Source organism: Mesorhizobium sp. M2A.F.Ca.ET.043.02.1.1, from assembly GCF_003952405.1.
In the GTDB taxonomy this organism is placed as follows: domain Bacteria; phylum Pseudomonadota; class Alphaproteobacteria; order Rhizobiales; family Rhizobiaceae; genus Mesorhizobium.
This window is the reverse complement of sequence record NZ_CP034445.1, coordinates 3342926-3368469: the sequence shown is the minus strand read 5'-3', so window position 1 is coordinate 3368469 and position 25544 is coordinate 3342926. Positions and strand designations below refer to the sequence as shown.

Here is a 25544-nt window from a genome sequence, read left to right as displayed (position 1 = left end):
CCTCAACGCTTCACCCATGAACCCAGTCCCGACAGCGATGGCGGCGCCGCCGGCGGTGCCGTTCGTGGCGGCGAATGCGATCAGCAAATCCTACGGAGGAGCGCAGGCGCTGCGCGGCGCTTCGCTCTCCGTGCTGCCCGGCGAAGTGCATGGGCTGGTCGGCGCCAACGGCGCCGGCAAGTCGACATTGATCCGTATCCTGGCCGGCGTGACCCAGCCGGACACGGGCGAAATCGCCATCGAGGGCAGGCCGGTGGCGATCGTGTCGCCGCACGCGGCGAGCGGGCTCGGCATGAGCTTCATCCATCAGGAGCTCGCCTATGTGCCGGATATGACGGTGCTCGAGAACATCATGCTCGGCCTGCCCAAGAAAAAGACGAGGCTCGGCCTGGTCGACTGGAGCGCGATCCAGCGCGACGTCGCGCCGATCATCGAGCGCGTCGGCATAACCGCGCCGCTCGATGCCGCGGCCAAGAGCCTGTCGACGGCCGAGAACTGGCTGATCAGCATCGCCCGGGCGCTGGTGTGGAAGGCGCGCCTCATCGTCATGGACGAGCCGACCGCTTCGCTCTCGGCAGGCGAGTGCCGCAAGCTCTTCTCCATCATCCGGGGGCTTTCGGCGGCGGGCGTGGCGGTGCTCTACGTCTCGCACCGGCTGGACGAAATCCTCGATCTGTGCAGCCGCGTCACCGTTTTCCGCGATGGCCGGTCTGTTGCGGTCCTCGACGGCTCCGGACTGACCCGGCGCCGGCTGGTCCAGGAGATCGTCGGCGGGGCGGTCGAACAGCTGCCTAAGTCGCGCGAGGCGACGGGCGGCGAGATCGTGCTGTCGGTGCGGGGCCTGCGCCGCCTGCCGCGCGTGGAGGAAGCAAGCTTCGACCTCCGCCGCGGCGAGGTGCTCGGGCTCGGCGGCCTTGTCGGCGCCGGGCGCAGCGAGCTCGCGCGACTGCTCTACGGCGCCGACCGGCCCGACGCCGGCAGCATGACGATAGAGGGAAGGCCTTTTGCGCCGCGCACCCCGGCCGGCGCGGTGCGCGCCGGGCTCGGCCTTGTGCCGGAGGAGCGCCGTACGGAGGGGCTGCTCCTCGGCAAATCCGTCGCCTTCAATCTCAGCCTCGGCAATCTCACGCCTCTCCTCGCCAGCCCGGTCCTGCCCTTCATCAGCCTGCGCAGGCGGGCGCGGCTGGCGCAGGCGACGATCCGCGACCTGTCGATCAAGGCCGGCTCGCCGGAACAGCCGGTCGGGCGGCTTTCCGGCGGCAACCAGCAGAAGGTGGTCATCGGCCGCTGGCTGCGCTCGAAGCCGAAGGTCCTCATCCTCGACGAGCCGACGCGCGGCGTCGATATCGGCGCTCGCGGGGAAATCCATCGGCTCATCCGCGAGCTCGCCGGACACGGCATGGCCGTGCTCGTCATCTCGTCCGAACCGGACGAGCTCCCCGATCTGTGCGACCGGGTCCTGGTGATGGCGGAAGGACGGATCGTGCGCGAGCTCGCCGGCACCGACCTCACCCGCAGCGCCATCATCGAGGCAAGCTATGCCTTAACCGAGGAAAGGGTTTCCGCATGAGTGACGCCGGTTACACGCGACGCCTCTCGCCCGGCACCAGGGCCGCGCTCGGTGTTTTCGCGCGCTATGGCACGATCATCGGCCTGCTCGTGATGATCCTGGTCTTCTCGTTCCTGTCGCCGCACGCCTTTCCGACCTACAATAATTTCATCAACGTGCTGAGCCAGGCATCCCTCGCCATGATCATCGCCGGCGGGCTGACCATGGCTGTGATCGTCGGCGAGCTCGATCTCTCCGTCGGTTATGCCGCCAGCCTGCACGGCGTGCTCGTGACCGGGCTGATCGTGGCAAACCATATGCCGATCCCGTTGGCGGTTTTGATCGTGCTCGCGCTGGGCGCCCTCATCGGCGTCGTCAACGGCCTGATCGTCACCAAGCTCAAGGTCAATTCGGTGATCGCCACGCTCGGCGTCGGCACCGTGCTGGTCGGTCTATCCTTCGCCTATTCGGCAGGCGTGCCGATCGTCTCCGGCGTGCCGGAAGCCTTCCTGCAACTGGCGCTGGGGCGCTGGCTGTTCGGCATCCCCAACCCGATCATCTTCATGGCGCTGGTGTTCGGCGGCCTGTGGTTGCTGGTCGAGCGCACCGCGATCGGCCAGGAGATCCAGGCGGTCGGCGGCAACCCCGCCGCGGCCCGGCTCGCCGGCATCAATGTCGACCGCATCAAGATCCTCGGCTTCGTGCTTTCGGGCATGTGCGCGGCGCTTACCGGAACCTTGCTGGCCGCCAGGCTTGGCAGCGGCACGACCAATGCCGCCGATTCCTATCTGCTGACCGCCTTCGCCGCCGTCTTCCTCGGGTCGGCCACGCTGCGCGACGGCGAGTTCCACATATTGGGCACCTTCATCGGCGCGCTCATCATCGTGCTCGGCTTCAACGGGCTCAACATCTTCGGCGCGCCGACCTTCTCGCAATTCGTGTTCCAGGGCGCCATCCTGATCGTCGCGGTCGGGCTCGCCAGCCTTGGCCGCTCGCTTGCCGAAAGCTGAATTGGAGGAGAATGCCGATGACCGTTCCGCAATCCGCGACATGGCAAGTCTTTGTGCTGGAATATGCGCGCTCCAAGGAACAGCCCTGGGTCGATCTCATCAGCGGCATGTACAATGACGGCGTGGTCGACCTGCCCTTCTCCTTCGTGCTCGCGCGCAACGGCGAACGCAACGTGCTGATCGATACCGGCTTCATGCAGGACGACCACAGCTTCTCGCAGAAGTTCGGCATCCCGACATGGATCTCGCCGGTGCGGATGCTGGCGGCGCTCGACATCGCGCCCGATCAGATCAGCGACATCGTGGTCACCCATGCGCATTTCGACCATATGGGTTCGATCGCCGAATTCCCGCGCGCGCATATCCACATCCAGAAGAGCGAACTGCTTTCCTGGTACGAGGCGATCGCGCTGCCGAAACGCTTCGCGCATCTGACCGCCATCATCGATCCCGACAATTTGCGCACCGCCCTCGAAGCCTCGATCGAGCATCGCGTGACGCTCATCGACGGCGACAAGGACAACATCCTCCCCGGCATCCATGCGCGGCTCGGCAGCGGCCACACGATCGGCCAGCAATTCGTGCTCGTCGACACCCACGCCGGTCGCCGGGTCATCTCCGGTGATTGCGTCTATTCGCGCCGCCAGTTCACCGGGCACAATCACGACGGGGTCTATGTCCCGCTCAACAATGCGGTGGGCAGCGTCTGGGAGCAGCTGAAGACCATCGACAAGATGAATGACGAGCTTGGCGGCGACCTGTCGAAGCTCGTCGTGCTGCATGATGTCGAGCGCTGGAAGGACCATCCGGTCGTCAAGGAGGTCGAGGGCTTCAAGATCGTCCGGCTCACCTGATCACGGGAGACCGTCGCGAGATCATGCTGGAGCGTAGGTCAACCTGATCACATCCTCGCCGATCCGGTCATGCGCCATCAGGCGAAGCGGCGGCCGGGGTCCGGCGAAATAAGGCTTGCCGCGGCCGAGCACGACCGGGTGCAGGTAGATCCGATACTCATCGATCAAGCCCAGTTCGGTGAGGCTTCGCGCCAAGTCCGGGCCGGCGACTTCGATCTCGCCGTCGTACTCGGCCTTCAGCTTGCGCATCTCGCCCTCAAGGTCATCCCCGACGAGGCTGGCGTTGGGGCCGACCGACTGCAACGAGCGCGAGACGACCCATTTCGGCTGGCGCCGCCACGCCGCCGCGTAGGCAAGGCGATCGGCATCCCATTCAGGATGCTCCTCGTCCCAGTAGCGCATGACCTCATACATGCGGCGACCGTAGATGCTGCCCGACTGCCGCTCGGCCTCCTCGATGAAGTGGCGGAAGAGCGTGGGGCTTGGCCCGAACGCCGTGTGATCGACATAGCCGTCCAGCGACTGGTTCATTCCGAAGACGAGCTTGGCCATTGCCTGTTCCTCACATGGCATTCGCGCGATCCGATTGCGTTGTGCAATCGGTTCAGGCTAGGCCAACTGATTTTATTTTGCAATTGGTTGGTGCTGCATGAACGCGCCCCGGCAAGGCGAAACTCAAGCGACCACCGCCAAGCCCGGTGAGGCGCGCAAGCGGGCTATGTCGCGCGCCGGCGGTTCGCCAAAATGACGGCGATATTCGCGGCTGAACTGCGACGGGCTTTCGTACCCCACGCGGAAGGCGGCGGTCGTCGCATCGATGTCCTGGACCAGCATCAGGCTGCGCGCGTCCTGCAGCCTGAGCTGTTTTTGGAATTGCAGCGGCGTCATCGCCGTCACCGCGCGAAAATGCTCGTGCAGGCTCGACTCATGCCCACCTCCGCGGCAAGCTGCTCGATGCTGAATCGCTCCCGGAAGTTCTGCCCGATCCAGGCGATGGCGCGGCCGACCTGAGCCACCCGACCCTGGCTGGAGGTGATGTGGCGCATCCTGGCGCCGTCCGGGCCGGCAAGCAGGCGATAGAGAATTTCCTGCTCGGCAAGCGGGGCAGCGCCGCCGGATCGTCGAGCAGGCGCAGCAGGCGCAGGACCACCAGCATGACGCTCCCCAGCGACGACATCGCGGCACTGGAAGCTCTCGCCGACGCCGCTGACGTGAACACCCGCGGCTGCTGGGAGCAGGAGATGGAAGTCTGAGTTCCCTCGGACGGCGTTGCCTGCCGTTGTTCGCAAGAACTACGCGAATATGACGCGGCCATCGGGAAGGGCGGCTAGATCCGAGCGCCGCCTGTGGCGTCGATGGACTGCCCCGTCGTCCACCGCGCGTCGTTTGACGCGACGAAGGTGATCACGTCTGCCACGTCGGCGGGCTGGCCGACACGTGAAAACACCGACAATGCTTCCGCGCCCGCACGGGCATCCGTCGCAAGCCAGTCCGCGTTCATGTCGGTGTCGGTGACGCCGGGCATGACCGAATTGACGGTTATGCCGCGGCTTGCGAAATCGGGAGCGAGCGCCAGCGTCAGTGTTTCGAGAGCTCCCTTTGACGCCGCATAGGCGGGGTGGGTCGGCGCTGCGATGCGCGTGAAGCCGGTGGAAATGTTGATGATGCGTCCGTCGTCCCGGATGTCATTGGCCAGCGCCTGGATCAGGAAGAACGGCGCCTTGAAGTTGATGGTCATGAGGTCATCGAATGTGGTCTCGCTGGTCTGCGCCAACGGCGTTGCCACCGCGATGCCCGCATTGTTGACGAGGATGTCGAGGCCGGCTTTGCCAGTCGCGGCCAGCGCCGCGGCCCTAAACTCTCCGGCAATGCTGTCGGCAGCCGCCTTGGCGTCGCGCAAATCCGCGCCGATGGCGACAGCTCGCGTCCCCAGTGCCTCGATATCCCGCACCGTAGCGTCCGCGGCTTCCTTGTTGCTGGCGTAGTGCACGCCGATGAGCGCAGCGCCTTCCCTGGCGAAGGCGAGCGCCACTGCTCGCCCGATACCGCGCGACCCGCCGGTTACGAGTGCGACCTTGTTCGAGAGGCGTCCGGACATTTGCAACTCCGTTGCGATTTTTAATAGCGATCGATATATTAATCCCGGTCGATGGTTGTCAACAGATTTTATAGGGATCGATATATAAATGACCGAGCCTCCAAAAAAACGGGGCAGGCCGAGGACCCTGGATCGTAATGTCGGGCTTGATGTCGCGGCGCGGCTGTTCTGGGAACACGGCTATGAAGGAACATCGATCGCCGACTTGACGGCGGCCATGGGCGTGACCCCGCCGTCGCTCTATGCGACGTTCGGCTCCAAGGAGGAGCTGTACAGGCAGGCGCTCGACCGTGCCACCGAGCGGGAGAGCAAGGCCCGGATGGACGCGCTACGGAGCGATATGAGCGCTTATGAGGCTTTGTCCTTCTACCTGCACGACGTCGCGACCGGCATCTCGCGTCCCGACGATCCGCGCGGATGCATCGTCTCGACAGCGGTTGTTCAATGCGCGGCGGAAAACGAGACGGTGGCGAAATCCGTAACCGCAAGGCGCGAGGCTGCCATCAAAGCCATACGCGAACGTTTCGACAGGGCGGTCGTCGAAGGGGAACTTGCCACCGGCACCGACACGGATTCGCTTGCACGCTTCTACGGAGCTTTCGTGCAAGGAATGTCGGTGCAAGCCTGTGACGGCGCCTGCACCGAAAGGTTGCGGCGCCTGGTCGATATCGCGCTTTCAGCCTGGCCGGGAAACCATGGTGAAAGAAAGGTTCCCCATGCCCCATGACCCCGTCGTCGAACAGTCCGCTCTGAGCACGTTGCCCACTTTCCGCCTGCTCGACGTGCGCGATCAGGCTGCCTTCTCCTTGGGCCACGCGCCCAATGCCGTCCGCGTTCCGATCGAGGTGTGGGAGGCTGCGGCAAAAGCCGGAGAGACGTCGTTCGAGAACGTCGCTTATTGGGAGCGCGCCATTGGCGAACTCGGTGTCGATGGCGAAGTGCCGGCCATCGTCTATGATGACGGGCGAATGACCGAGGCCGCGCGGGTCTGGTTCATCTTGCAGTATTTCGGAGCGAAGGCGTTCATCCTGAACGGTGGATGGCCGGCGGTCGAACGACACGACGACCTGCCGGGAGCGGCCCAGGCAGCCGGCGCCTCGGCTGTCTTTCGAGCCAGGCCCGGCGCGGGTCCTGTCGGTCTCGTCGATCGGCAGACCTTGAAGGCTGAACTCGACGGTGATGTGCGCATCTTCGATGCCCGCACCGCTGGTGAATACACAGGCGAAGACCTGCGCCGCAATACGCGCGGCGGCCATCTGCCCGGCGCAAGGCTGCTGCCGCACGCGAACCTGCTTGACGGCTCGCGCCTGAGGCCGGCGGCGGAATTGCACGATCTTCTCGCGCAGGCTGGTTTCCAATCCGGCGACCATATTGTCACCCATTGCGACGGCGGCGGCCGCGCCGCTCTCGCTGCCGCCGCAGCGGCCCGGGCCGGCTATCGCGATGTTCGCGCCTATTACCTCAGCTTCGCCGATTGGGCGAAGGATGAAAGCTGCGCGATCATTCGCGATTGAGCGAGCGTAGTCCCGGCGGCTACCGGCGGTAAATTTCGGCGATGGCAGCGGAAATGGCGCGCCCGAAGAGATTCGAACTCCTGACCCCCAGATTCGTAGTCTGGTGCTCTATCCAGCTGAGCTACGGGCGCGCAACAGGCCGTGTGTGACACAAGCCTCGCGTTCCGGTCGAGACGGCCGGCCGCGATGTGGAGTGTTCCCTAACGACTGAATTTGAGAATTGCAAGCCGATCCGGCAAAAGTTTTGTCGCAGGCGGTTTTGCCCCTGTTGAGGCGTCGCGCGACTTAGGCCGGTCTAAACCGGAAGAAGTGCTCGTCAAGCCGGGCGGCGCAGGCCGTTGCGCGCTTGATCGAGCCGGACCGGCTGGTCGGGGATGGTGACGGCGAAGACGGTGCGGCCGCCGATCGATTCGACAAGCTCGACCGAGCCGCCATGGGCGCGGATCAATTCGTGCGCGATCGCCAGGCCGAGGCCGGTGCCGCCGCTGCGCGCCGAGCCCCGGAAGGCGGCGAACAGGTTCTCGCGCGCCTTGGGGGGCAGGCCGGGGCCGGTGTCGGTGACGGTGATGCGGCTGACGCTGCCGTGACGCTCGGCCGCCACCGCCAGCCGGCGCACAACCGTCCTCTCCGTATCGGCGGCCATCGCCTGAATGGAGTTGCGGCACAGATTGGTGAGCACGCGGAAGAGATGGTCGGAATCGGCGTCCACCTCGAAGGCATGCTCGACGGCGTTGATGAACTCGATGCCTGTCTCGATGTCGAGCAGGCCGTGCACGTCGTCGACCAACTGGCGCAACCTGAGGCGTCGGCGTGACGGCGCCGGCTCCTGCGTGCGGCCATAGGCGAGCACGCCCTCCGAATAGGCAACGGCGCGGTCGAGCGCGCGCACAAGTTTCGGCGCGAAGGATTGCACAGTCGGATCCTTCACCTGGCGCAGGCGGTCGGACATCAGCTGCGCGGAAGCCAGGATGTTGCGCATGTCGTGATTGATCTTGGAGACGGCGAGGCCGAGGTCGGCGAGATGCTTCTGTTCGGAAAGCATCTTCTGCAGCCGGTCCTGCATCTGCGCCAGCTCGCGCTCGGCCACGCCGATCTCGTCGGCGCGCTCGGTCGGACAGATTATGCGCCCGGGATCGTCTGGCGCCTCGGAGAAGGACAGGATCGAGCGCGTCATGGTGCGGATCGGCCCGATCATGATCAGGTCGATCGCCGCATAGACGAGCATTGCGGTGAACAGCGAGATGAGCAGCGAGACGACGGCGACATTGCGCGAGTATCTGAGCATAGCGTCGCGCAGACGGTAATCCGGCATGATCAGCTCGAATTCCTTGTCGCTGTCGCCGACCGGGCCGAAGACGCGCAGCATGCGCTTGCCGCCGAAGAACAAAGTGTCGAGCGCGCCGGTCATGCCGTTGACCAGGCCGACATTGGCGATGTCGATATGCTCGTCGACCTGCGGCGGCATGTCGGAAACGACGAGCAGCCGCGACACGCCGCCGTCGCGCACGGCGATCGCCTTGGCGCCGATCGCCATCAGCACATCGTTCTGGGCATTGTGCGACAGCGCGTTGGGCTCGCCCTGCAACAAAACGATCGACACGGCGGCGGCGGTGCTCAACCGCTCCTTCAGCCAGTTCACCCGGTAGCTGGCGATCCAGGGCAGGAAGATCAGGATTTCGGCCAAAAGCACGAACGCGATGGTGAGCAGAAGAAGCTTTGTCGACAGGCCGCGCGACAGCGGCACCCGGCGCGTCGGGTTTGCCGCCGGGGTTGCCTTCTCGTTCGTGGACAGAGTTTCACTCGTCATTGACGCGCATTCACAAAGGCTTGATCGGGCAAGATTATGCGATTTGCGGCTTTTTTGCCAATTTCATCGTCACCCCGCAAAAAATTGCCTCGCGGCGGGCGGATTGACTTCCAAAAACCTTCTTTCTATAAGCCCGCTCACGCTCGGGCCATTCGTCCCGGCGCGGTTTCGATCGCGCCTAAGCCGGCCCGGCAAAGCTCCTGTTACAGAGTGACAGAATCAAGAAGGGCCGCACCCCGCGGTATTAAAACAAATGAAGCGTACATACCAACCGTCCAAGCTCGTCCGGAAGCGCCGGCATGGTTTCCGTGCCCGCATGGCCACCAAGGGTGGCCGTGGCGTCGTTGCTGCCCGCCGTAATCGCGGCCGCAAGCGGCTCAGCGCCTGAACGAAAGACGAGATCGTTGCCCGCAACCGGCAAGCCAAAGGGGAAAACTCCCGGGCGGCTTCTGAAACGCGCGGACTTCCTGGCTGTGCGCGGCGGCGAGAAACGCCGCGGACGGCTTTTTCTCGTTGAAGTTCTCGACCGCGGCGACGACCTTGCGCCGCGTGTCGGCTACACCGTCACCAAGAAGGTCGGCAACGCCGTGGTGCGCAACCGCGTCCGGCGGCGGCTGAGGGAAGCCGTGCGCGTTCACGCCGCCGATGACATGGCGCCCGGCAATGATTATGTCATCGTCGGGCGTGAAGACGTGCTCGCCACTCCGTTCGGCCAGTTGAAGGCCGAGCTTTCCCGCCGGCTACGCGGCGCACGATAGGCCAAGGGCTTTCGATGGAAAACAACCGCAATTTCTTCATCACCATCGCGCTGTCGGTGTTGATCCTGACGCTCTGGCAGGTGTTCTACATGAACCCCAAGATGGAGCAGCAGCGCGAGCAGGCCCGCATCGAGCAGCAGCGCGTCGAGGCGCAGAAGAAGGAAGCGGGCGGCGGCGCCAATTCCGGCGCGACCGGAACGCCGGCCCCGGCGGCCGGCAGCGTTCCCGGCGCACCCGGCGGTGAAGCGGTGACCGCCGCCAGCCGCGACCAGGCCATTGCCGCCACCAAGCGCGTCAAGATCGACACGCAAAGCCTCGAAGGCTCGATCAACCTGACGGGCGCGCGCCTGGATGACCTGAAGCTCAAGCACTATACCGAGACGGTCGACAAGAATTCGCCCGAGATCGAGCTGCTCAACCCGTCGTCGCTGCCCAACGGCTATTTCGCCGAGATCGGCTTCGTCGGCAACGATGCGACCGGCGCTGTACCGGGCGCGGATACGGTGTGGAGCGTCGAAGGCAATCCGACGCTGACGCCCTCGACGCCGGTGACGCTGACCTTCACCAACGACAAGGGCCTGACGTTCAAGCGCACCATCTCTATCGACAACGAATATATGTTCACCGTTTCCGACACGGTGCAGAATTCGGGAACGGCCGCCGTCTCGCTCTACAATTACGGGCGCGTCACCCGTTTCGACAAACCGGCCGTCGCCAGCACCTATGTGCTGCATGAAGGTCTGATCGGCGTGACCGGCAGCGAAGGGCTGACGGAGTACAAATACGCGGCCATCGAGAAGGACAAGGAAGTCAAGCCAGGCAAATCGACCGATGGCTGGCTCGGCATCACCGACAAATACTGGGCCGTGACGCTTGTGCCGACGGAGAAGCAGCCCTTCCAGCCGAAATTCTCCTATTTCGAATTCAAGGACGGGCCGCACAGCCACAGCTATCAGTCAGACTTTCTGTCCGACGCGATCAGCGTCGCGCCGGGACAGTCGACGACGATCGAGTCCGAAATCTTCGCCGGCGCGAAGGAAGTCTCGACCATCAACGCCTATGAAAAGGACCGGCACATCCGCCAGTTCGACCTGCTGATCGACTGGGGATGGTTCTATTTCATCACCAAGCCGATGTTCTGGCTCATCGACACGCTCTACAAATTCTTCGGCAATTTCGGCCTGGCGATCCTCGCCACCACCGTCATCGTCAAGGCGATCTTCTTCCCCCTTGCCAACAAGTCCTACGCCTCGATGGCGAACATGAAGAAGGTGCAGCCGAAGATGGTCGAGATCCGCGAGAAATACGCGGACGACAAGATGAAGCAGCAGCAGGCGATGATGGAGTTGTACAAGACCGAGAAGATCAATCCGCTGGCCGGCTGCTGGCCGGTGGCGCTGCAGATCCCGGTCTTCTTCTCGCTCTACAAGGTGCTCTACATCACCATCGAGATGCGGCACGCGCCCTTCTTCGGCTGGATCCACGACCTTGCGGCGCCCGATCCGACGTCGATCTTCAACCTGTTCGGCCTGCTGCCCTTCGCGGCGCCCGCCTTCCTGCCGCATATGGGCGCCTGGGCGGTGGTGATGGGCATCACCATGTTCCTGCAGATGCGCATGAACCCGGCGCCGCCGGACCCGACGCAGGCCGCGATCTTCACCTGGATGCCGGTGATCTTCACCTTCATGATGGGCTCCTTCCCGGCCGGCCTCGTCATCTACTGGGCCTGGAACAACACGCTGTCGATCCTGCAGCAGGGCGTGATCATGAAGCGCCAGGGTGCCAAGATCGAATTGTGGGACAATCTGGCGGCGATGTTCCGCAAGAAACCATCGCCGGCGGAATAGCAGGAATCCTCACTTTCCAATCAGAACCCCGGCCTTGGCCGGGGTTTTTTGTTGTCTCCCGACCTTTGCGACTTGCAGAGACAATAGCTCGGTCATCATTCCAGGGCGGAGCAAGGAGCGAAGCGACGCGCGCAGACCGTGGAATCCATGCCGTTACGCTAAGGCGTTGCAACGGTTACAGAATTCTGCACCGTCACACTCTACGGCAAGGGTCACGGAATGGATCCTCGGGTCAAGCCCGAGGATGACGACGTCACGGGGGTTTCGGCCAATCTCCAACGTCGGCGACAGAAGCGCCAGCGCCAACATTCGCGATTGGCCGTGGCTTACACCCCGGTCGTCATTCCAGGGCGGAGCAAGGAGCGAAGCGACGCGCGCAGACCCTGGAATCCATGCCGTTACGCCAAGGCGTTGCAACGGTTACAGAATTCTGCACCGTCACACTCCGCGGCAAGGGTCACGGAATAGATCCTCGGGTGGCTGAGGATGACGGCGTTGCGTTGGCCTTCGCCGATAAACCCATACGTGACTGCCCTCGATCCGCCGGGGCGGAACAATTTTCGGCAAATTGTCCGAGGCTGGTGAAACTCCGCCCGCCCCCGCTTCGTATGATTCCCGTCCTCCCCAAAAAAAAGTCCGGGCGACTTCCGGCGCAGCGACGCCGGTGTTTGGGAGGTCGTGCGGCATGCCGGGGTCCCGCGGGCGGCGGGATCCCGGTCCTTTTATTCCATGGCCGCGCTATGATCGACCTTGGCCGGGGTGCCGGGCTTGCGCAGCAGAAGCACCAGCGGGATGGCGGCGAGCGACAGAACCATCATCAGCTTGAAGTCGTCGATATAGGAGATGATCGTCGCCTGCAACGTGACGAGGCCGTCGAGCGCGGCGCGGCCGGCGGCGCTGTAAGGACTCAGCGCCTGGGAGATCGCCGGGTCGCCGAAGGCCGGATTGTAGGGCGTCACATAGGTGGCGATGTTGGCGTGGTTGATCTGCTGGTTCTGCGTCAAAAGCGCCGAGACCACCGAGATGCCGACGCTGGAGCCGATGTTGCGCGACAGGTTGTAGAGGCCGGTGCCTTCCGCGCGCCACTCCGGCGCCAGCGTGGCGAAGGTGATAGTGGTGAGCGGCACGAACAGGAAGCCGAGACCCGCGCCCTGGATGAAGCCGGTGCTGATGATCGTCCATTGCGAGACGGCCGGCGTCCAGCCGGTCATGTCGTACATCGCCCAGGCGGTGATGGCGAGGCCGATGAACAGCAGCCAGCGTGTGTCGACCTTGCCGACCAGGCGGCCGACCAGGAACATGCAGGCCATGGTGCCGAGGCCGCGCGGCCCCATGACGATGCCGGCCGTCACCACCGGGTAGCCCATCAGCGTCTGAAGATAGGGCGTCATCAGGGCCAGCGAGGCGAGGTAGGTGATGCCGATGATGAAGATGAAGATCATGCCGACGGCGAAGTTGCGGTCGAGGAACAGCCGCGGGTTCACGAAGGTGTCGCGCGCGGTGAAGGTGTGGACGATGAAGATGTAGAAGGCCGACGCGCAGACCAGCGCCTCGACGATGATCTCGGCCGAGGAGAACCAGTTGAGCTGCTCGCCGCGGTCGAGGAACATCTGCAGCGAGGCGATGGCGAGGCTGAGCATGCCGAAGCCCAGCCAGTCGAGCCTTGCCTTCAAGTCGAGCTTGGTTTCCTGGACGAACATGGAGACGCCGATAAAGGCCAGCGCGCCGATCGGCACGTTGATGTAGAACACCCAGCGCCAGGAGACGTTCTCGGTCAGCCAGCCGCCGATGACCGGACCGAGCACCGGACCGACCATGACCGAGACGCCGAACAGGGCCATGGCCGAGCCGCGCTCCTCGACGCTGTAGATGTCGAGCAGGATCGACTGCGACAGCGGCACGAGTGCTGCGCCGAACAGGCCCTGGAGCAGGCGGAAGCCGACGATCTGCGGCAGCGACTGGGCAAAGCCGCACAGCACCGAAGCGACGACGAAGCCGGTGATCGCCACCAGAAGGATGCGCTTGCGGCCGAAGCGATTGGCGAGATAGCCGGACGGCGGCGTCATCACGGCAGCCGCGACGATATAAGAGGTGAGCACCCAGTTGATCTGGTCGGCGCTGGCCGAGACGCTGCCCTGGATATAGGGCAGCGCGACATTGGCGATGGTGGTGTCCAGCGCCTGCATGATGACCGCCAGGATGACGCAAGCGGTGATGGCGCCGCGATTGGCGACCACGGGCGCGCCTGTCGCGGAAGCCGTTGTCATGACTTTGACCCGGATTGGTTGAAGAGGTTGGCGATGAAGTCCGGCAGGCCGCGAGCATGGCCGGTGTCGATGCTGACGACCGCGCTCATGCCGCCGCGCAGCGGCGGCTTGCCGTCCGGATCGTCGATCGTCACGCGCATCGGGATGCGCTGCACGACCTTGACCCAGTTTCCGCTAGTGTTCTGCGCAGGCAGCAGCGAGAAGCTGGACGACGATGCAGGGCTGATCGAGCCGACCGTGCCGTGCCAGACCTCGCCCGGATAGCCGTCGATGCTGATCGTCGCCTTCTGTCCCGGCCGGACATAGGTGAGCTCGGTTTCCTTCGGCTCGGCCGCGATCCAGATGTCGGTCGACGACACCAGGCTGAAGGCCGGCTGCGAGGCCGGCAGGTATTTGCCGACCTGCAAGGCATCGACATTGGTGACGATGCCGTCGAACGGCGCCTTGACGACGGAATCGTTGAGGTTGCGCTGCGCATCATCCACCGCCGACTGGGCCTGCAGGTAGAACGGGTTCTGCTCGACCGGCTGGCCGGCGTCGCCGCCGAGCTGGGCAAGCATCGCCTGCGCCTGCGCCTTGGCGACGGTCACCTTCTGGCGGGCCGCGATCAGATCGTGCTGGGCGCTGTCGAAGGTTGCCTTGGAAGCGGTCGAGGTCTTGAGCAGGTCCTGCTGACGCTGGAAGGCCGACTCGTAATAGGGAATGTCGGCCTCGACCTGGTCGATCGAGGCCAGCGACTGCTGGTAACTCGCCTGCAGCGTCAGCACCTGGTTGCGCACGGTGCCGAGCTGCGCCTTGGCGCCGGCGAGCGCGGTCTCGAAGGAGGCGGGACGCAGCCGGAAGAGCACATCGCCCTTCTTCACCGCCTGGTTGTCGTGCACATCGATCTCGTCGACGGTGCCGGAGACGTCGGTCGACACGCCGAGCGATTGCGCCTGGATATAGGCGTTGTCGGTGGTCATGATCTGGCCGCCGACGACATAGTAGTAGCCGCCGGCCGCCAGTGCGACCGGCAGCAGCGCGAACAGGATCGGCCGCGTCAGGCTGCGGCGCGGCTTGACGGGAGCGGGCGGAGCTACTGTGACGGAAGCCGGCTTCGGCTGCGCCGAGGGCGCCTCCAGCGTCGCCGGCTCCGGCGCCACGGGCGCTTCCAGCTCATCATCTTCGACGACAGGCGGATTAGTGCCGCGCCTTTGCTCGCGCTGGCTGTCCAGGCGGATGACCTGGTCGCTTGCCCTTTCGCCGGGATTTTCTCCGTCGGCGGGCTTTCTGGGTGAGGTTCCTTCAGACATGGACTTTCTCCCGGTCGACGGCCGGCTGGGTGCAGGCCTCGAGCAGATTGGATTTGATCAGGCAAAGGGCTTGCAGCAGTTGCTGCTGCGAGCCCGCGGACAGGCCGGCGAAGGCTTCGTCGCGCGTTTTCCGGCCGTTGCTGCGCATCACTTCAATCAGCGGATGCGCCTGCGGAGTCAGATAGAGGAGCCACGCCCGGCGGTCGGCCGGATCGGGCCGGCGCTCGATGAAGCCGCGCGCTTCCATCTTGTCGAGCAACCTTGCGAGCGTGATCGGCATGATCTCGATGAGGTCGGCCAGCTTGTTCTGGTGGATGCCCTCATGCACCGAAAGATAGGCCAGCACCTGCCATTGCGCGCGGGTCAGCCCAAAGGTGCGCGAGCGCTGCTCGAACCGCTTCCTGAGCAGGCGCGCGACGTCGTGCAGCACGAAGCTGATATTGGGCGAGGAGGGCATGGGAGAACTTCGGAGCCGGTGGACAAACTTTCGTGAGCATGCTTATTATCATCATGCACATAATCCCGCTGGACGCGGAGCGCAAGACCGACTAAGGCGCTTGGTAAAAATATCGCATAGGCCAGAACCCGACCGGACCGGCTTGGGTTTTCGGCAAGGACAAGACGATGAACCGGCTCAAGATCACCATGCTGGCGCTGCTCATGGGATACGCTTTTCCGGCCGCGGCGAAGGACGCGGTGAGCTGCGGCGGGGCGGCGATGCTGGGCGGTGCGCAGCTCAACTGCAGCCACGTGCAACCCAAGGCGCCGCCGCAATTCTGCACCTTCAGCTGGGCGCTGCACACGATGACCGGCGACCAGAAAATCGTCGAAGGCAGCTTCTCGCTGCCGCCCGGCGCATCGAACGTCCAGGTCTATCAGGGCAGTGGATTCGACAGCGCCCTGTCCAGCCCGATCGTGATCTGCCGCGGCAGCCACTGAACGGTTGGTGCCGCGGGCGGATCACGTTAGTTTGATCGGACGTTGACCGCGCCGGAACGCACTGTCTCTCTGTTTTACCGCCCACACTTTTCCTGGAATTGCTCTAGCCACGGAGGGACCGCGATGAGCGGACCCAATCCCAACATCAAGCATCCGATTGGGACGCATCCGCGCGTCGGCTTCCTGAAGCCGCTGGTGACGTCGCCCAACATCGAGATCGGCGACTTCACCTACTACGACGATCCCGACGGTCCCGACAAATTCGCCGAAAAATGCGTGCTGCACCACTACGACTTCATCGGCGACCGGCTGGTGATCGGCAAGTTCTGCGCCATCGCGGAAGGCGCGCGTTTCATCATGAACGGCGCCAACCATGCCATGTCCGGCTTCTCGACCTATCCGTTCAACATCTTCGGCCATGGCTGGGAGGAAGGGTTCGATCCTGAGACCTGGTCGAAGGAGATCCGCGGCGACACCATCGTCGAAAACGACGTGTGGATCGGCATGGATGCGGTGACCATGCCGGGCGTCAGGACCGGCAATGGCGCCATCGTTGCGGCGAAATCGGTTGTCACACACGACGTGGCGCCTTATGCGATCGTTGCCGGCAATCCGGCAAGGATAGTGAAGATGCGCTTCGATGAATTCACGGTGCGGCGGCTTTTGAAGGCGGCCTGGTGGGACTGGCCGGTCGACAAGATCAGCCGCAATCTCAACGGTATCCGCGGCGCCGACATTGCAAGCATGGAGGCAGCGGTTTGAACGCGCCCAACACGAAAAGCGACAAGATGGCGGTCGATCCGGAGCTGTTCACCCGCGGCTGGATCTTCATCCGCGGCGTGCCGTCGATGAAGTTCCTGCCGCCGGAAGGACCGCCGGAGATCGCCTTCGCCGGCCGCTCCAATGTCGGCAAGTCGTCGCTGATCAACGCGCTGGTCGGCCATAAGGGCCTGGCGCGCACCTCCAACACACCAGGACGCACGCAGGAGCTCAACTATTTCGTGCCGGACGGGTTCTCCGGCGAAGGCGCCGACCTGCCGCCGATGGCGCTGGTCGACATGCCGGGCTACGGCTATGCCAGCGCGCCGAAGGACAAGGTCGATGAGTGGACGAAGCTCATCTACGAATATCTGCAGGGCCGCGTGACGCTGAAGCGCGTCTATGTGCTGATCGACGCGCGCCACGGCATCAAGGCCAAGGACGAGGAAGTGCTGACCCTGCTCGACAAGGCGGCGGTGTCCTACCAGGTGGTGCTGACCAAGACCGACAAGATCAAGGCCGCCGGCGTGCCGAGGCTGATCGAGGAGACGCTGGCCAAGATCAAGAAGCGGCCGGCGGCTTTCCCCGTGGTCCTGGCGACTTCGTCCGAGAAAGCCGCAGGGCTGGACGAGCTGCGCGCCGCGATCGCTCTGGTGGCGAACGGCGGCTGACGCCGTCCGCCTGAGGCCGATCAGCCAGGGTTAATCCGTCTCTTCGCGTTCCGGCTCGCGATCGCGGCGGCCGGTGAGGATCTCGCGCTTGCCGACATGGTTGGGGGCGCCGACAAGGCCCTCCTTCTCCATGCGCTCGACCAGCGAGGCGGCGCGGTTGTAGCCGACGCCGAGGCGGCGCTGGATGTAGGAGGTCGAGCATTTCTTGTCGCGCTTGACCACCTTGACCGCTTCCTCAAAGAGCGCGTCGCCATCCTCCTCGGCGATCGAGCTTTTGTCGAAGACCGGGCCGGTATCGGCCGCCTCTTCAGCCTCCTCCTCGTCGGCGGTGACGGTGTCGAGATATTCGGGACGTCCCTGCGCTTTCAGATGCGCCACGACATGCTCGACCTCGAGATCGGAGACGAAGGGGCCGTGCACGCGCGAGATGCGGCCGCCGCCGGCCATGTGCAGCATGTCGCCCTGGCCGAGCAGCTGCTCCGCGCCCTGCTCGCCCAGGATCGTGCGGCTGTCGATCTTGGAGGTCACCTGGAAGGAGATGCGGGTGGGGAAATTGGCCTTGATGGTGCCGGTGATGACGTCGACCGAGGGGCGTTGCGTCGCCATGATCAGATGGATGCCGGCGGCGCGCGCCATCTGCGCCAGGCGCTGGATGGCGCCTTCGATCTCCTTGCCGGCCACCATCATCAGGTCGGCCATCTCGTCGACGATGATGACGATGTAGGGCATCGACGCGAGGTCGATCACGCGTTCCTCGAACAGCGGCTCGCCGGTGCCCTTCTCGAAGCCCGCCTGTACCTGCATGGTCACGACCTCGCCCTTGTCGCGGGCGCTTGCCGCACGCTGGTTGTAGCCGTCGATGTTGCGCACGCCGAGGCGCGCCATCTTGCGATAGCGGTCCTCCATCTCGCGCACCGCCCATTTGAGCGCCGTGACCGCCTTCTTGGGGTCCGTCACGACCGGCGTCAGCAGATGCGGGATGCCGTCATAGACGGAGAGCTCGAGCATCTTGGGGTCGACCATGATGAGGCGGCATTCCTCCGGCTTCATCCGGTAGAGCAGCGACAGGATCATGGTGTTGATGGCGACCGACTTACCCGAGCCGGTGGTGCCGGCCACCAGCAGATGCGGCATCTTGGCGAGCTCGGCGATGACCGGTTCGCCGCCGATCGTCTTGCCGAGGCCGAGCGCCAGCTTGCAGGAGGTGTTGCGGAAACCGGCCGATCCGATCAGCTCGCGGAAATAGACCGTCTCGCGCGTCTCGTTGGGCAATTCGATGCCGATGACATTGCGGCCCGGCACCACGGCGACGCGCGCCGAGATCGCCGACATCGAACGGGCGATGTCGTCGGCGAGGCCAATGACGCGGCTGGATTTCACGCCCGGCGCCGGCTCGAACTCGTAAAGCGTGACGACCGGACCGGGGCGGACATGGATGATCTCGCCCTTGACGCCGAAATCCTCCAGCACGCTCTCAAGCAGATCGGCATTCTGCTCCATCCGCTCCTGCGACATGTAGAAGCCCTGGCCTTCCGGCGGCATTTGCAGGAGTTCCTCGGAGGGAAGCTCGTAGCCGACTGAAGCCGACAACGGCACGACCTCGCCGGCCATGGGCAAGGAGGGTGCCTGCCTTGCCGTCCTTGCGCTTGCCGGCGCGGCAACCGGCATGGTCTCGGCAGGTGCCGGCTGGGCAGCCACTGGGGAAGGTGCCTGCGCCGGAGCAGGGCTTATATCCGCCGCGTTGGAGCGCCACTCGATGACCCGGTAGAACGATGTCGCCTCGCCCATGAAGGTGGCGCGGGGCGGCATCGGTTGCGCCGCCGGCGCCGGCATCGGCCTGACGGGTGCCGACGCCGGCGCCGCGGGGGTCTGGCCCGCTTCATTCAGGCGTGCCCGCGCCAGGCGCTCGGCGAGGAAGGGCATGCCGAATTCGAAGAAGGCGTGATCGGAAAGATAGGACCAGCGCAATCCGCTCGGACGCGGCTTTTGTGCCGGAGCGGCGGTGGGCTGAGGCGGCACAGCGGGAGCGACGGGCGTGGCGGCGGAAGGCGCGATGACCGGTTTGGCTTGCGCCGGCGCTGCGGCTCGCGCCACAGGAATCGTCCGAACTGAATTGGTTGCCGCCGGGGCCGGCGGCGCGGGCCGGACGGGTTCGCGGACGGGCGCCTTGTTCTGCGCGGCCTCTTCAGCCTGTGGGGTGGCGCGCTTGGCGAGATCGGTGTCCGGTGTGCGGGTGAACCGCACATTGGGCGCAAGGAAGAAGTAATCCTGCCAGGCCGGGCGGCCGAACTCCCCGCCATCGGCTGAATCGAGCGACGCGGCGCGAGCCGCTTCCGATTCGCCTGCCGGCGCGACGCGCAACGCTACGACCTGCCCCGCTTGCGCCTGGGGCTGCGAGACCCCGCCACGGCGCCCGTCCGCGCGGTGATCGTTGTCGCCTTGATGGGCGGAATCGCCGGAGAGATTGGCACGGGGAAAGCGCATGGATGTCATACTCGAGACTCGCCGATTGAACGTCTCCCGAGACATAGAAAGCGATGGTTAACAGGTCCTTCCGAAAGCGCCCGCAGAGGATGCCGATCGGCGTTTGAAAAAGATCGGCAGACAGGTCTTCACGGCACGTGAGGTCAGCCGCGATACGGCGAATTTTCAAGTCGCGGGCGCGAATTCTCAAGGCTTGCGCTATCCGCAACGGACTTCGCGGGCCGCGACGATCAGGCCGATGCGGAAGCCCGTTCCTCGGCGAGGAATTTTTCCGTGCCGTAGGCCTTGAGGAAGACGTCGACGCCGGATTTCACGATGTGCTCGATCTCCGCCTGGCTCGGCGCCTTGGTGCGATAGGAGAAGATGCACTGGCGGAACAGGCCGGCGAGGCAAAGCTCGGTGAACTGATAGGCGGCAAGGTCGACATCGTCGATCTGCATCAGGCCGCGTGCGACGGCTTCGTTGAGGAAGGCCATGACCTTGTCATGGCCCCGCTTCGGGCCGCGCTCGTAGAAACGCGCGCCAAGCTCGGGAATCCGGTCGGCGGCGCCGACGACGGTGCGCTGGGCCTGGATGACCTTGGCCGAAGTGATCTTGATCGAAAGCGCCATGCCGAACTTCACCAGCGTCTTGCGCAAGTCCTCGAAATGATCGAGCACCTCATACAAGTTCTTGAAGATGGTGCCGCGTTCTTCCTCAATGAGAGCCTCGAACAGCTCTTCCTTGTTTTCGAAATAGACGTAGATCGTGCCCTTGGAGACGCCGGCCTCGCGCGTGATGTCGTTCATCGAGGCGGCCTCGAAGCCTTTGTCTATGAAGACGCGGCGGGCGCCTTCGATGATCTGGGCGCGCTTGACCGGGTCCTGCCCGGCTGCCGGACGGCCCTTGCGTAAGTCGAGCAGATCGCTATCGGCTGTCGTGTCGACCATGGAAGTCATTCCTTGAAAATATTTCGAACCACTCGGTTCGATTTCCTCTTGATATGGTCCTCTTTCCGCGCTATGTCAATCACCAATTCGAACCGAACGGTTCAGTATGACTGACATCCAGAGAGATACCCATGTCCTCCAACGCGCCCGCCACCGCCGAAGTCCGCACGTTTCCCAACGCCAAGGTCCAACCGTCGACCGAGGCTCCGGAAATCCCTGTCCAGCCCGCCGCTCCGGTTGCCGCGCCCGCGGCTGAAGCACCCGCCAAGAAGAAGCGTTCGGTGCGCTCTTTCCTTTTGCCGGTCATCGGCCTCGCCCTGCTCGGCGCCGGTTCCTACTATGGCTATAACTACTGGACCGACGGCCGGTTCATGATCTCCACCGACGACGCCTATGTCCAGGCCGACATGTCGTTCGTATCGCCGAAAATATCCGGTTATATCGACAAGGTGCTGGTGAGCGAGAACCAGCAGGTCAAGGCCGGCGATCCGCTGTTCGTCATCGACAATGGCGACTACAGAATAGCCGTCGCCCAGGCCGAAGCGCAGATCGCCACGCTGGCGAAGACGCTCGACCGCATCGACGCGCAGACCAAGGCAGCCCAGGCCTCGCTGTCGCAGGCTCAGGCGCAGAAGGTCGCCGACCAAGCTGCGGCCGACAATGCGGCGCGCGCCCAGGACCGCGCCGCGCAACTGCTCAAGACCCATGTCGGCACGCAGGCGCAGCTCGACGACGCCCAGACAGCGCTCGACCAGGCCAAGGCGGCGCTTGTCGGCGCCGATGCGCAGATCGCCGCGGCGCAGGCCAATATCGGCGTCCTGGAAGCCCAGCGCGCGGAATCGGCCTCGACGCTCGCCTCGCTGCAGCTCACCCGCGACAAGGCCCAGCGTGACCTCTCCTTCACCGTGCTGAAGGCGCCCTATGACGGCGTCGTCGGCAACCGCTCGGTCGAGCAGGGCGACCTCGTCAGCCCCGGCCAGAAGCTCGCCGTCGTCGTGCCGATGGACAAGCTCTACATCGTCGGCAACTTCAAGGAGACGCAGCTCGGCCGCATGGTGCCCGGCGAGAAGGTCCGCATCACCGTCGACGCGATCGACGGCCAGAGCTTCGAAGGCACGGTCTCCTCGCTGGCTCCGGCTTCTGGCGCGGTGTTCTCGTTGCTGCCGCCGGAAAACGCCACCGGCAACTTCACCAAGGTGGTGCAGCGCGTGCCTGTGCGCATCGACGTGCCGGCCGACGTCTTGAAGACCGGCAAGCTGCGCGCGGGCCTCAGCGTCGTCGTCGCGGTCGACAGCCGCACCGCGCCGGCCTCGACGACCAACTGATTGGGGGGCGGTTCGGTGGCCAATCGAGCGCCGAGCCGCCCAGCCTGCTTTATCCGTTTCGACGCAATTCCGGAGCGCCACGCGCTTGTCTTCGAGAATTGCCCAAGGAGGCCATGACATGGCAACCGCAACCATCACCGCAGGAGCAATGCCCGCACGTCCGGCGGCCGCCGCGCCGGCCCTGCCCGCGGACCATATGCCTGTGCGCCGCGTCATCGCCTTCCTGGCGATGGTGTTCGGCATGTTCATGGCGATCCTCGACATCCAGATCGTCTCGGCCTCGCTGTCGGAAATCCAGGCGGGCCTCAGCGCCAGCTCCGACGAGATCCCGTGGGTGCAGACCGCCTATCTGATCGCCGAGGTGGTGATGATCCCGCTGTCGGGCTTCCTCAGCCGCATGCTGTCGACGCGCGTGCTGTTCACCACGGCGGCCGCCGGCTTCACCGCGGCCAGCGCTTTGGCCGCCACCGCCACCAACATCGACCAGATGATCGTCTACCGCGCCATCCAGGGTTTCATCGGCGGCGGCATGATCCCGAGCGTCTTCGCGGCCGCCTTCACCATCTTCCCGCCTTCCAAGCGCGCCGTCGTCTCGCCGATGATCGGCCTGGTGGCGACGCTGGCGCCGACGATCGGCCCGACGGTGGGCGGCTATATCAGCCATGCCATGTCCTGGCACTGGCTGTTCCTGATCAATGTCGTGCCCGGCATTCTGGTGGCGACTGCCGCCTGGGCGCTGATCGATTTTGACAAGCCCAACCTGAAACTGTTCTCCAAGTTCGACTGGTGGGGCCTGGCCGGCATGGCCGCCTTCCTCGGCTGCATGGAATATGTGCTGGAGGAAGGCCCGAACCATGACTGGCTGCAGGAGCCGGCCGTGTTTGCCTGCGCCATCATCATGACCATAGGCGGCGTCATCTTCTTCTGGCGCGTCTTCACCGCCGAGGAGCCGATCGTCGATTTGAGGGCGTTCAGCAACATCAACTTCGCCTTCGGCTCGCTGTTCTCCTTCGTCGTCGGCATCGGCCTTTACGGGCTCACCTATCTCTATCCGGTGTTCCTGGGACGCATCCGCGGCTACGATTCGATGATGATCGGCGAGGCGCTGTTCGTCAGCGGCCTGGCGATGTTCTTCACCGCGCCGGTCGCCGGCATCCTGTCGAACAAGATCGATCTCAGGCTGATGATGATGATCGGCTTCGTCGGCTTCGCCACCGGCACATGGTGGATGACGCATCTCACCGCCGACTGGGATTTCTATGAGCTCTTGATCCCGCAGATCCTGCGCGGCTGCTCGATGATGCTGTGCATGGTGCCGATCAACAACATCGCGCTCGGCACCTTGCCGCCGGAACGGCTGAAGAATGCGTCGGGCCTGTTCAACCTGACCCGCAATCTCGGCGGCGCCGTCGGCCTTGCGCTGATCAACACGGTGCTGATCGACCGCAACGCCTTCCACTATGCGCGGCTTGCCGAGCATGTGCAGTGGGGCAGCGAGGCCGCACAGACCAAGCTGCAGAACATGACGCTGAACTTCCAGCAGACCGCCGGCCTCGACGCAGGTAGCGCGGCGATCTCAAAACTGTCGGGCATGGTGCAGCAGCAGGCGGCGCTTTTGTCCTTCATGGACGTGTTCATGATGCTGACCGTGCTGTTCGCCTCGCTCGGATTCTTCGTGCTGTTCATCAACAAGCCGGCCCAGCAGGGCGGCGGTGGCGGCGGAGGCCATTGAGGAGCCGGAACCCCCGCCTGGTCTCCTCAACACGTGACCCCGGAAATCGGCGACGATTTCCGGGGTCATTCTTTTTGGAAAGAGCTAAGGTGGGTTGAGATTCAGGTCAGGCTGAGCCGAAAATGGTGGGTTCCGAGAACCGGAGCGGAGCGTACTTAAAGTACGTGAGCACCGGAAGCGCAGGAAACCGCCATTTGCAGGCCGGCCTCACCTGAATATCAACACACCTCAGGCAGCGGCCGGCTTGAAGCTTAGCGCCACGCCGTTGATGCAGTGACGCAGGCCGGTGGGCGGCGGGCCGTCGTCGAAGACATGGCCGAGATGGCCGCCGCAGCGCCGGCAATGCACCTCGGTGCGCGTCATGCCGAGCGACCGGTCCTCGGTCTTGCCGATGGCGTTGGCGATCTCCTGCCAGAAGCTCGGCCAGCCGGTGCCGGAATCGAATTTCGTCTCCGACGAATAGACCGGCAGGTCACAGCCGGCGCAGGCGAAGATGCCCTTGCGGTGCTCGTTGAGCAGCGGGCTGGTGCCGGGATATTCCGTGCCCTGCTTGCGCAGCACGTCGAAGGCGGCGTCGGAAAGGATGGCATGCCATTCCGCGTCGGTCTTGGTGACCTCGAAGGTCTCGGCGGCGAGAGCGGGCTTCGGTCCCCCGGCGCGCAGCATCGCTGCGGATCCGACGATGAGAGCTGTGGCGGCAGCCCCGCTCCAGAGAAAATCGCGACGGTTCATGGCCGTTTCTCCTGACGCATTTTGCCAAGATAGAGCCCGGCCCGGAAATCAAAAGCCGGTGACGCCCCATCCGTTATTGTTGAGCATGCAGCTCCGCGCCGCCCTTGCGGGACGGCGCGGAGCACACCCTTGCCGGCGGCGCGGATCTTGGGTGTCGCGGCCGGCGCTCAGCCATGTCTTCGCCGGCCAGGTCCGCTTTGTTACATCTTCGGCCCGCTTTGTTACATCTTGGGCAACAGAACCTTGTCGATGACATGAATGACGCCGTTCGACTGGCGGACATCGGCAATGGTGACGTGGGCGACGTTGCCGTTCTCGTCCGTGACGGTGACCTTGCCCTTCTCCGCCTTCAGCGTCAGCTCGCAGCCGCCGACCGTCTTGACCTGGTGGGCGCCGCCATCGGCCTTCGCCATCTTGGCGACATCTGCCGCCAGCGCCTTGGCGGCGACGACATGGCAGGTCAGCACCTTGGTCAGTTTGTCCTTGTTCTCGGGCTTGAGCAGCGTATCGACCGTGCCGGCGGGCAGTGCCGCGAAGGCTTCGTTGGTCGGCGCGAAGACAGTGAACGGACCGGCGCCCTGCAGCGTGTCGACGAGGCCGGCGGCCTTAACCGCGGCGACCAGCGTGGTGTGGTCCTTCGAATTGACAGCGTTCTCGATGATGTTCTTCTTGGCATACATCGGCGCGCCGCCGACCATCGGGTTGGCATAAGCAATGGCGCCGAGCGCGGAAAGGCCGAGCGTAGAGGCGAGCAAAAGGGTGGCGAGTTTACGCATTGTGTCAGTCTCCTCGGGTTGTTTTTCCCATCCTTGGGAACGCGAAGAGATACGGGTGCGCCGAAAATCTAGTTTCACGGCCGTTGCAAGATTTTTTCTTCGTGCGATTTATTTCATGCGCGCCGCTCATGACGGCAGCAGACTTTCCCCGCCTTCGGCATGAAGAAGATTGACGTCGGCTGTTCTTTATCGGCGTGATTA

Annotated in this window: 23 protein-coding genes, 1 tRNA gene and 1 pseudogene; 13 read left to right on the top strand and 12 right to left on the bottom strand. The window is 64.3% G+C overall.

The window, feature by feature from the left end:
* Positions 1–16: 16 nt before the first annotated feature.
* From EJ068_RS16055 to EJ068_RS16045, 3 genes are read left to right on the top strand one after another with little or no spacing between them, the layout of a single operon-like run.
* On the top strand, positions 17–1570 hold the full coding sequence (locus EJ068_RS16055) for a sugar ABC transporter ATP-binding protein (RefSeq protein ID WP_127250009.1): 1554 nt from the start codon (positions 17–19) through the stop codon (positions 1568–1570).
* The gene (locus EJ068_RS16050) at positions 1567–2559 is read left to right on the top strand and encodes an ABC transporter permease (RefSeq protein WP_127250008.1); all 993 of its coding nucleotides are present in this window, start codon (positions 1567–1569) and stop codon (positions 2557–2559) included. Before EJ068_RS16055 ends, EJ068_RS16050 begins: the two co-directional genes overlap by 4 nt.
* A gap of 17 nt (positions 2560–2576) precedes the next feature.
* Positions 2577–3413 (top strand): N-acyl homoserine lactonase family protein, encoded by an 837-nt coding sequence (locus EJ068_RS16045; protein WP_127250007.1) that lies wholly within the window; start codon positions 2577–2579, stop codon positions 3411–3413.
* 21 nt (positions 3414–3434) lie between these two features.
* Here EJ068_RS16045 and EJ068_RS16040 read toward each other — a convergent pair whose 3' ends face one another.
* From EJ068_RS16040 to EJ068_RS16025, 3 genes and pseudogenes are all read right to left on the bottom strand, one after another.
* The gene (locus EJ068_RS16040) at positions 3435–3965 is read right to left on the bottom strand and encodes a dihydrofolate reductase family protein (RefSeq protein ID WP_126080195.1); all 531 of its coding nucleotides are present in this window, start codon (positions 3963–3965) and stop codon (positions 3435–3437) included.
* A 123-nt stretch (positions 3966–4088) separates the two neighbouring features.
* Positions 4089–4557, bottom strand: a pseudogene (locus tag EJ068_RS16035) (helix-turn-helix domain-containing protein); the annotation flags it as partial.
* A gap of 183 nt (positions 4558–4740) precedes the next feature.
* Entirely contained in the window at positions 4741–5511 is a 771-nt protein-coding gene (locus EJ068_RS16025) for an SDR family NAD(P)-dependent oxidoreductase (protein WP_126080194.1), read from the bottom strand.
* 88 nt (positions 5512–5599) lie between these two features.
* Between EJ068_RS16025 and EJ068_RS16020 the strand changes: the two genes are divergently transcribed.
* Both EJ068_RS16020 and EJ068_RS16015 read left to right on the top strand, forming a co-directional pair.
* Positions 5600–6238, top strand: a complete 639-nt coding sequence (locus tag EJ068_RS16020; RefSeq protein ID WP_127250006.1) for a TetR/AcrR family transcriptional regulator — start codon at positions 5600–5602, stop codon at positions 6236–6238.
* Positions 6228–7025: a rhodanese-like domain-containing protein gene (locus EJ068_RS16015; protein ID WP_127250005.1), complete on the top strand. Its 798-nt coding sequence runs from the start codon at positions 6228–6230 to the stop codon at positions 7023–7025. Before EJ068_RS16020 ends, EJ068_RS16015 begins: the two co-directional genes overlap by 11 nt.
* A gap of 54 nt (positions 7026–7079) precedes the next feature.
* On the opposite strand, the gene EJ068_RS16010 is transcribed toward EJ068_RS16015, so the two are convergent.
* Positions 7080–7156, bottom strand: a tRNA-Arg gene (locus tag EJ068_RS16010).
* Positions 7157–7341: 185 nt separating this feature from the next.
* The gene (locus tag EJ068_RS16005; protein ID WP_126080191.1) at positions 7342–8832 is read right to left on the bottom strand and encodes a HAMP domain-containing sensor histidine kinase; all 1491 of its coding nucleotides are present in this window, start codon (positions 8830–8832) and stop codon (positions 7342–7344) included.
* A gap of 253 nt (positions 8833–9085) precedes the next feature.
* Here EJ068_RS16005 and rpmH point away from each other — a divergent pair, with 253 nt between their 5' ends.
* Genes rpmH through yidC form a run of 3 tightly spaced genes read left to right on the top strand, consistent with a single transcriptional unit; the run spans position 9086 to position 11437 of the window.
* Positions 9086–9220: a 50S ribosomal protein L34 gene (gene rpmH / locus EJ068_RS16000; protein ID WP_008833937.1), complete on the top strand. Its 135-nt coding sequence runs from the start codon at positions 9086–9088 to the stop codon at positions 9218–9220.
* A gap of 16 nt (positions 9221–9236) precedes the next feature.
* Complete coding sequence (rnpA, locus tag EJ068_RS15995) at positions 9237–9590, top strand: ribonuclease P protein component (RefSeq protein ID WP_112128961.1); 354 nt, start codon at positions 9237–9239, stop codon at positions 9588–9590.
* 14 nt (positions 9591–9604) lie between these two features.
* Entirely contained in the window at positions 9605–11437 is a 1833-nt protein-coding gene (gene yidC, locus EJ068_RS15990) for a membrane protein insertase YidC (protein WP_127250004.1), read from the top strand.
* 722 nt (positions 11438–12159) lie between these two features.
* Here the strand turns inward: yidC and EJ068_RS15985 are convergent.
* From EJ068_RS15985 to EJ068_RS15975, 3 genes are read right to left on the bottom strand one after another with little or no spacing between them, the layout of a single operon-like run.
* A complete protein-coding gene (locus EJ068_RS15985; protein WP_127250003.1) occupies positions 12160–13704 on the bottom strand; it encodes a DHA2 family efflux MFS transporter permease subunit in 1545 nt (514 codons plus the stop codon).
* Positions 13701–14996, bottom strand: a complete 1296-nt coding sequence (locus EJ068_RS15980; protein ID WP_127250002.1) for an HlyD family secretion protein — start codon at positions 14994–14996, stop codon at positions 13701–13703. The genes EJ068_RS15985 and EJ068_RS15980 overlap by 4 nt, the downstream gene beginning before the upstream one ends.
* On the bottom strand, positions 14989–15453 hold the full coding sequence (locus EJ068_RS15975) for a MarR family transcriptional regulator (RefSeq protein WP_127250001.1): 465 nt from the start codon (positions 15451–15453) through the stop codon (positions 14989–14991). The genes EJ068_RS15980 and EJ068_RS15975 overlap by 8 nt, the downstream gene beginning before the upstream one ends.
* A 167-nt stretch (positions 15454–15620) precedes the next feature.
* Here EJ068_RS15975 and EJ068_RS15970 point away from each other — a divergent pair, with 167 nt between their 5' ends.
* From EJ068_RS15970 to yihA, 3 genes are all read left to right on the top strand, one after another.
* Positions 15621–15935, top strand: a complete 315-nt coding sequence (locus EJ068_RS15970) for a hypothetical protein (RefSeq protein WP_127250000.1) — start codon at positions 15621–15623, stop codon at positions 15933–15935.
* A gap of 123 nt (positions 15936–16058) precedes the next feature.
* Entirely contained in the window at positions 16059–16697 is a 639-nt protein-coding gene (locus EJ068_RS15965; protein WP_127249999.1) for a CatB-related O-acetyltransferase, read from the top strand.
* Between the two features lie 26 nt (positions 16698–16723).
* The gene (yihA, locus tag EJ068_RS15960; protein ID WP_127250027.1) at positions 16724–17365 is read left to right on the top strand and encodes a ribosome biogenesis GTP-binding protein YihA/YsxC; all 642 of its coding nucleotides are present in this window, start codon (positions 16724–16726) and stop codon (positions 17363–17365) included.
* A gap of 30 nt (positions 17366–17395) precedes the next feature.
* Here yihA and EJ068_RS15955 read toward each other — a convergent pair whose 3' ends face one another.
* Together EJ068_RS15955 and EJ068_RS15950 are read right to left on the bottom strand one after the other, a co-directional pair.
* On the bottom strand, positions 17396–19849 hold the full coding sequence (locus EJ068_RS15955; RefSeq protein ID WP_128314815.1) for a DNA translocase FtsK: 2454 nt from the start codon (positions 19847–19849) through the stop codon (positions 17396–17398).
* A gap of 230 nt (positions 19850–20079) precedes the next feature.
* The gene (locus tag EJ068_RS15950) at positions 20080–20778 is read right to left on the bottom strand and encodes a TetR/AcrR family transcriptional regulator (RefSeq protein WP_189341983.1); all 699 of its coding nucleotides are present in this window, start codon (positions 20776–20778) and stop codon (positions 20080–20082) included.
* 131 nt (positions 20779–20909) lie between these two features.
* Between EJ068_RS15950 and EJ068_RS15945 the strand changes: the two genes are divergently transcribed.
* The gene (locus tag EJ068_RS15945; RefSeq protein ID WP_127249996.1) at positions 20910–22103 is read left to right on the top strand and encodes an HlyD family secretion protein; all 1194 of its coding nucleotides are present in this window, start codon (positions 20910–20912) and stop codon (positions 22101–22103) included.
* A 148-nt stretch (positions 22104–22251) separates the two neighbouring features.
* Positions 22252–23835 carry a DHA2 family efflux MFS transporter permease subunit gene (locus EJ068_RS15940; protein ID WP_245463462.1) on the top strand — a complete coding sequence of 528 codons (1584 nt, stop codon included), beginning with the start codon at positions 22252–22254 and terminating at the stop codon, positions 23833–23835.
* Between the two features lie 228 nt (positions 23836–24063).
* Here EJ068_RS15940 and msrB read toward each other — a convergent pair whose 3' ends face one another.
* Positions 24064–24567 carry a peptide-methionine (R)-S-oxide reductase MsrB gene (gene msrB, locus EJ068_RS15935; protein WP_127252735.1) on the bottom strand — a complete coding sequence of 168 codons (504 nt, stop codon included), beginning with the start codon at positions 24565–24567 and terminating at the stop codon, positions 24064–24066.
* Between the two features lie 221 nt (positions 24568–24788).
* Entirely contained in the window at positions 24789–25343 is a 555-nt protein-coding gene (locus tag EJ068_RS15930) for a fasciclin domain-containing protein (RefSeq protein WP_127252736.1), read from the bottom strand.
* Positions 25344–25544 lie beyond the last annotated feature (201 nt).

Coding starts and splice junctions, on each gene's coding strand:
- EJ068_RS16005 (WP_126080191.1), bottom strand. CDS start 8,832: ATGACGAGTGAAACTCTGTCCACGAACGAGAAGGCAACCCCGGCGGCA.
- EJ068_RS16040 (WP_126080195.1), bottom strand. CDS start 3,965: ATGGCCAAGCTCGTCTTCGGAATGAACCAGTCGCTGGACGGCTATGTC.
- EJ068_RS16045 (WP_127250007.1), top strand. CDS start 2,577: ATGACCGTTCCGCAATCCGCGACATGGCAAGTCTTTGTGCTGGAATAT.
- EJ068_RS16020 (WP_127250006.1), top strand. CDS start 5,600: ATGACCGAGCCTCCAAAAAAACGGGGCAGGCCGAGGACCCTGGATCGT.
- EJ068_RS15970 (WP_127250000.1), top strand. CDS start 15,621: ATGAACCGGCTCAAGATCACCATGCTGGCGCTGCTCATGGGATACGCT.
- yihA (WP_127250027.1), top strand. CDS start 16,724: ATGGCGGTCGATCCGGAGCTGTTCACCCGCGGCTGGATCTTCATCCGC.
- EJ068_RS15930 (WP_127252736.1), bottom strand. CDS start 25,343: ATGCGTAAACTCGCCACCCTTTTGCTCGCCTCTACGCTCGGCCTTTCC.
- EJ068_RS16055 (WP_127250009.1), top strand. CDS start 17: ATGAACCCAGTCCCGACAGCGATGGCGGCGCCGCCGGCGGTGCCGTTC.
- EJ068_RS16050 (WP_127250008.1), top strand. CDS start 1,567: ATGAGTGACGCCGGTTACACGCGACGCCTCTCGCCCGGCACCAGGGCC.
- EJ068_RS15945 (WP_127249996.1), top strand. CDS start 20,910: ATGTCCTCCAACGCGCCCGCCACCGCCGAAGTCCGCACGTTTCCCAAC.
- rpmH (WP_008833937.1), top strand. CDS start 9,086: ATGAAGCGTACATACCAACCGTCCAAGCTCGTCCGGAAGCGCCGGCAT.
- EJ068_RS15940 (WP_245463462.1), top strand. CDS start 22,252: ATGCCCGCACGTCCGGCGGCCGCCGCGCCGGCCCTGCCCGCGGACCAT.
- msrB (WP_127252735.1), bottom strand. CDS start 24,567: ATGAACCGTCGCGATTTTCTCTGGAGCGGGGCTGCCGCCACAGCTCTC.
- EJ068_RS16015 (WP_127250005.1), top strand. CDS start 6,228: ATGCCCCATGACCCCGTCGTCGAACAGTCCGCTCTGAGCACGTTGCCC.
- EJ068_RS16025 (WP_126080194.1), bottom strand. CDS start 5,511: ATGTCCGGACGCCTCTCGAACAAGGTCGCACTCGTAACCGGCGGGTCG.
- yidC (WP_127250004.1), top strand. CDS start 9,605: ATGGAAAACAACCGCAATTTCTTCATCACCATCGCGCTGTCGGTGTTG.
- EJ068_RS15965 (WP_127249999.1), top strand. CDS start 16,059: ATGAGCGGACCCAATCCCAACATCAAGCATCCGATTGGGACGCATCCG.
- EJ068_RS15985 (WP_127250003.1), bottom strand. CDS start 13,704: ATGACAACGGCTTCCGCGACAGGCGCGCCCGTGGTCGCCAATCGCGGC.
- EJ068_RS15955 (WP_128314815.1), bottom strand. CDS start 19,849: ATGCGCTTTCCCCGTGCCAATCTCTCCGGCGATTCCGCCCATCAAGGC.
- EJ068_RS15980 (WP_127250002.1), bottom strand. CDS start 14,996: ATGTCTGAAGGAACCTCACCCAGAAAGCCCGCCGACGGAGAAAATCCC.
- EJ068_RS15950 (WP_189341983.1), bottom strand. CDS start 20,778: ATGGTCGACACGACAGCCGATAGCGATCTGCTCGACTTACGCAAGGGC.
- EJ068_RS15975 (WP_127250001.1), bottom strand. CDS start 15,453: ATGCCCTCCTCGCCCAATATCAGCTTCGTGCTGCACGACGTCGCGCGC.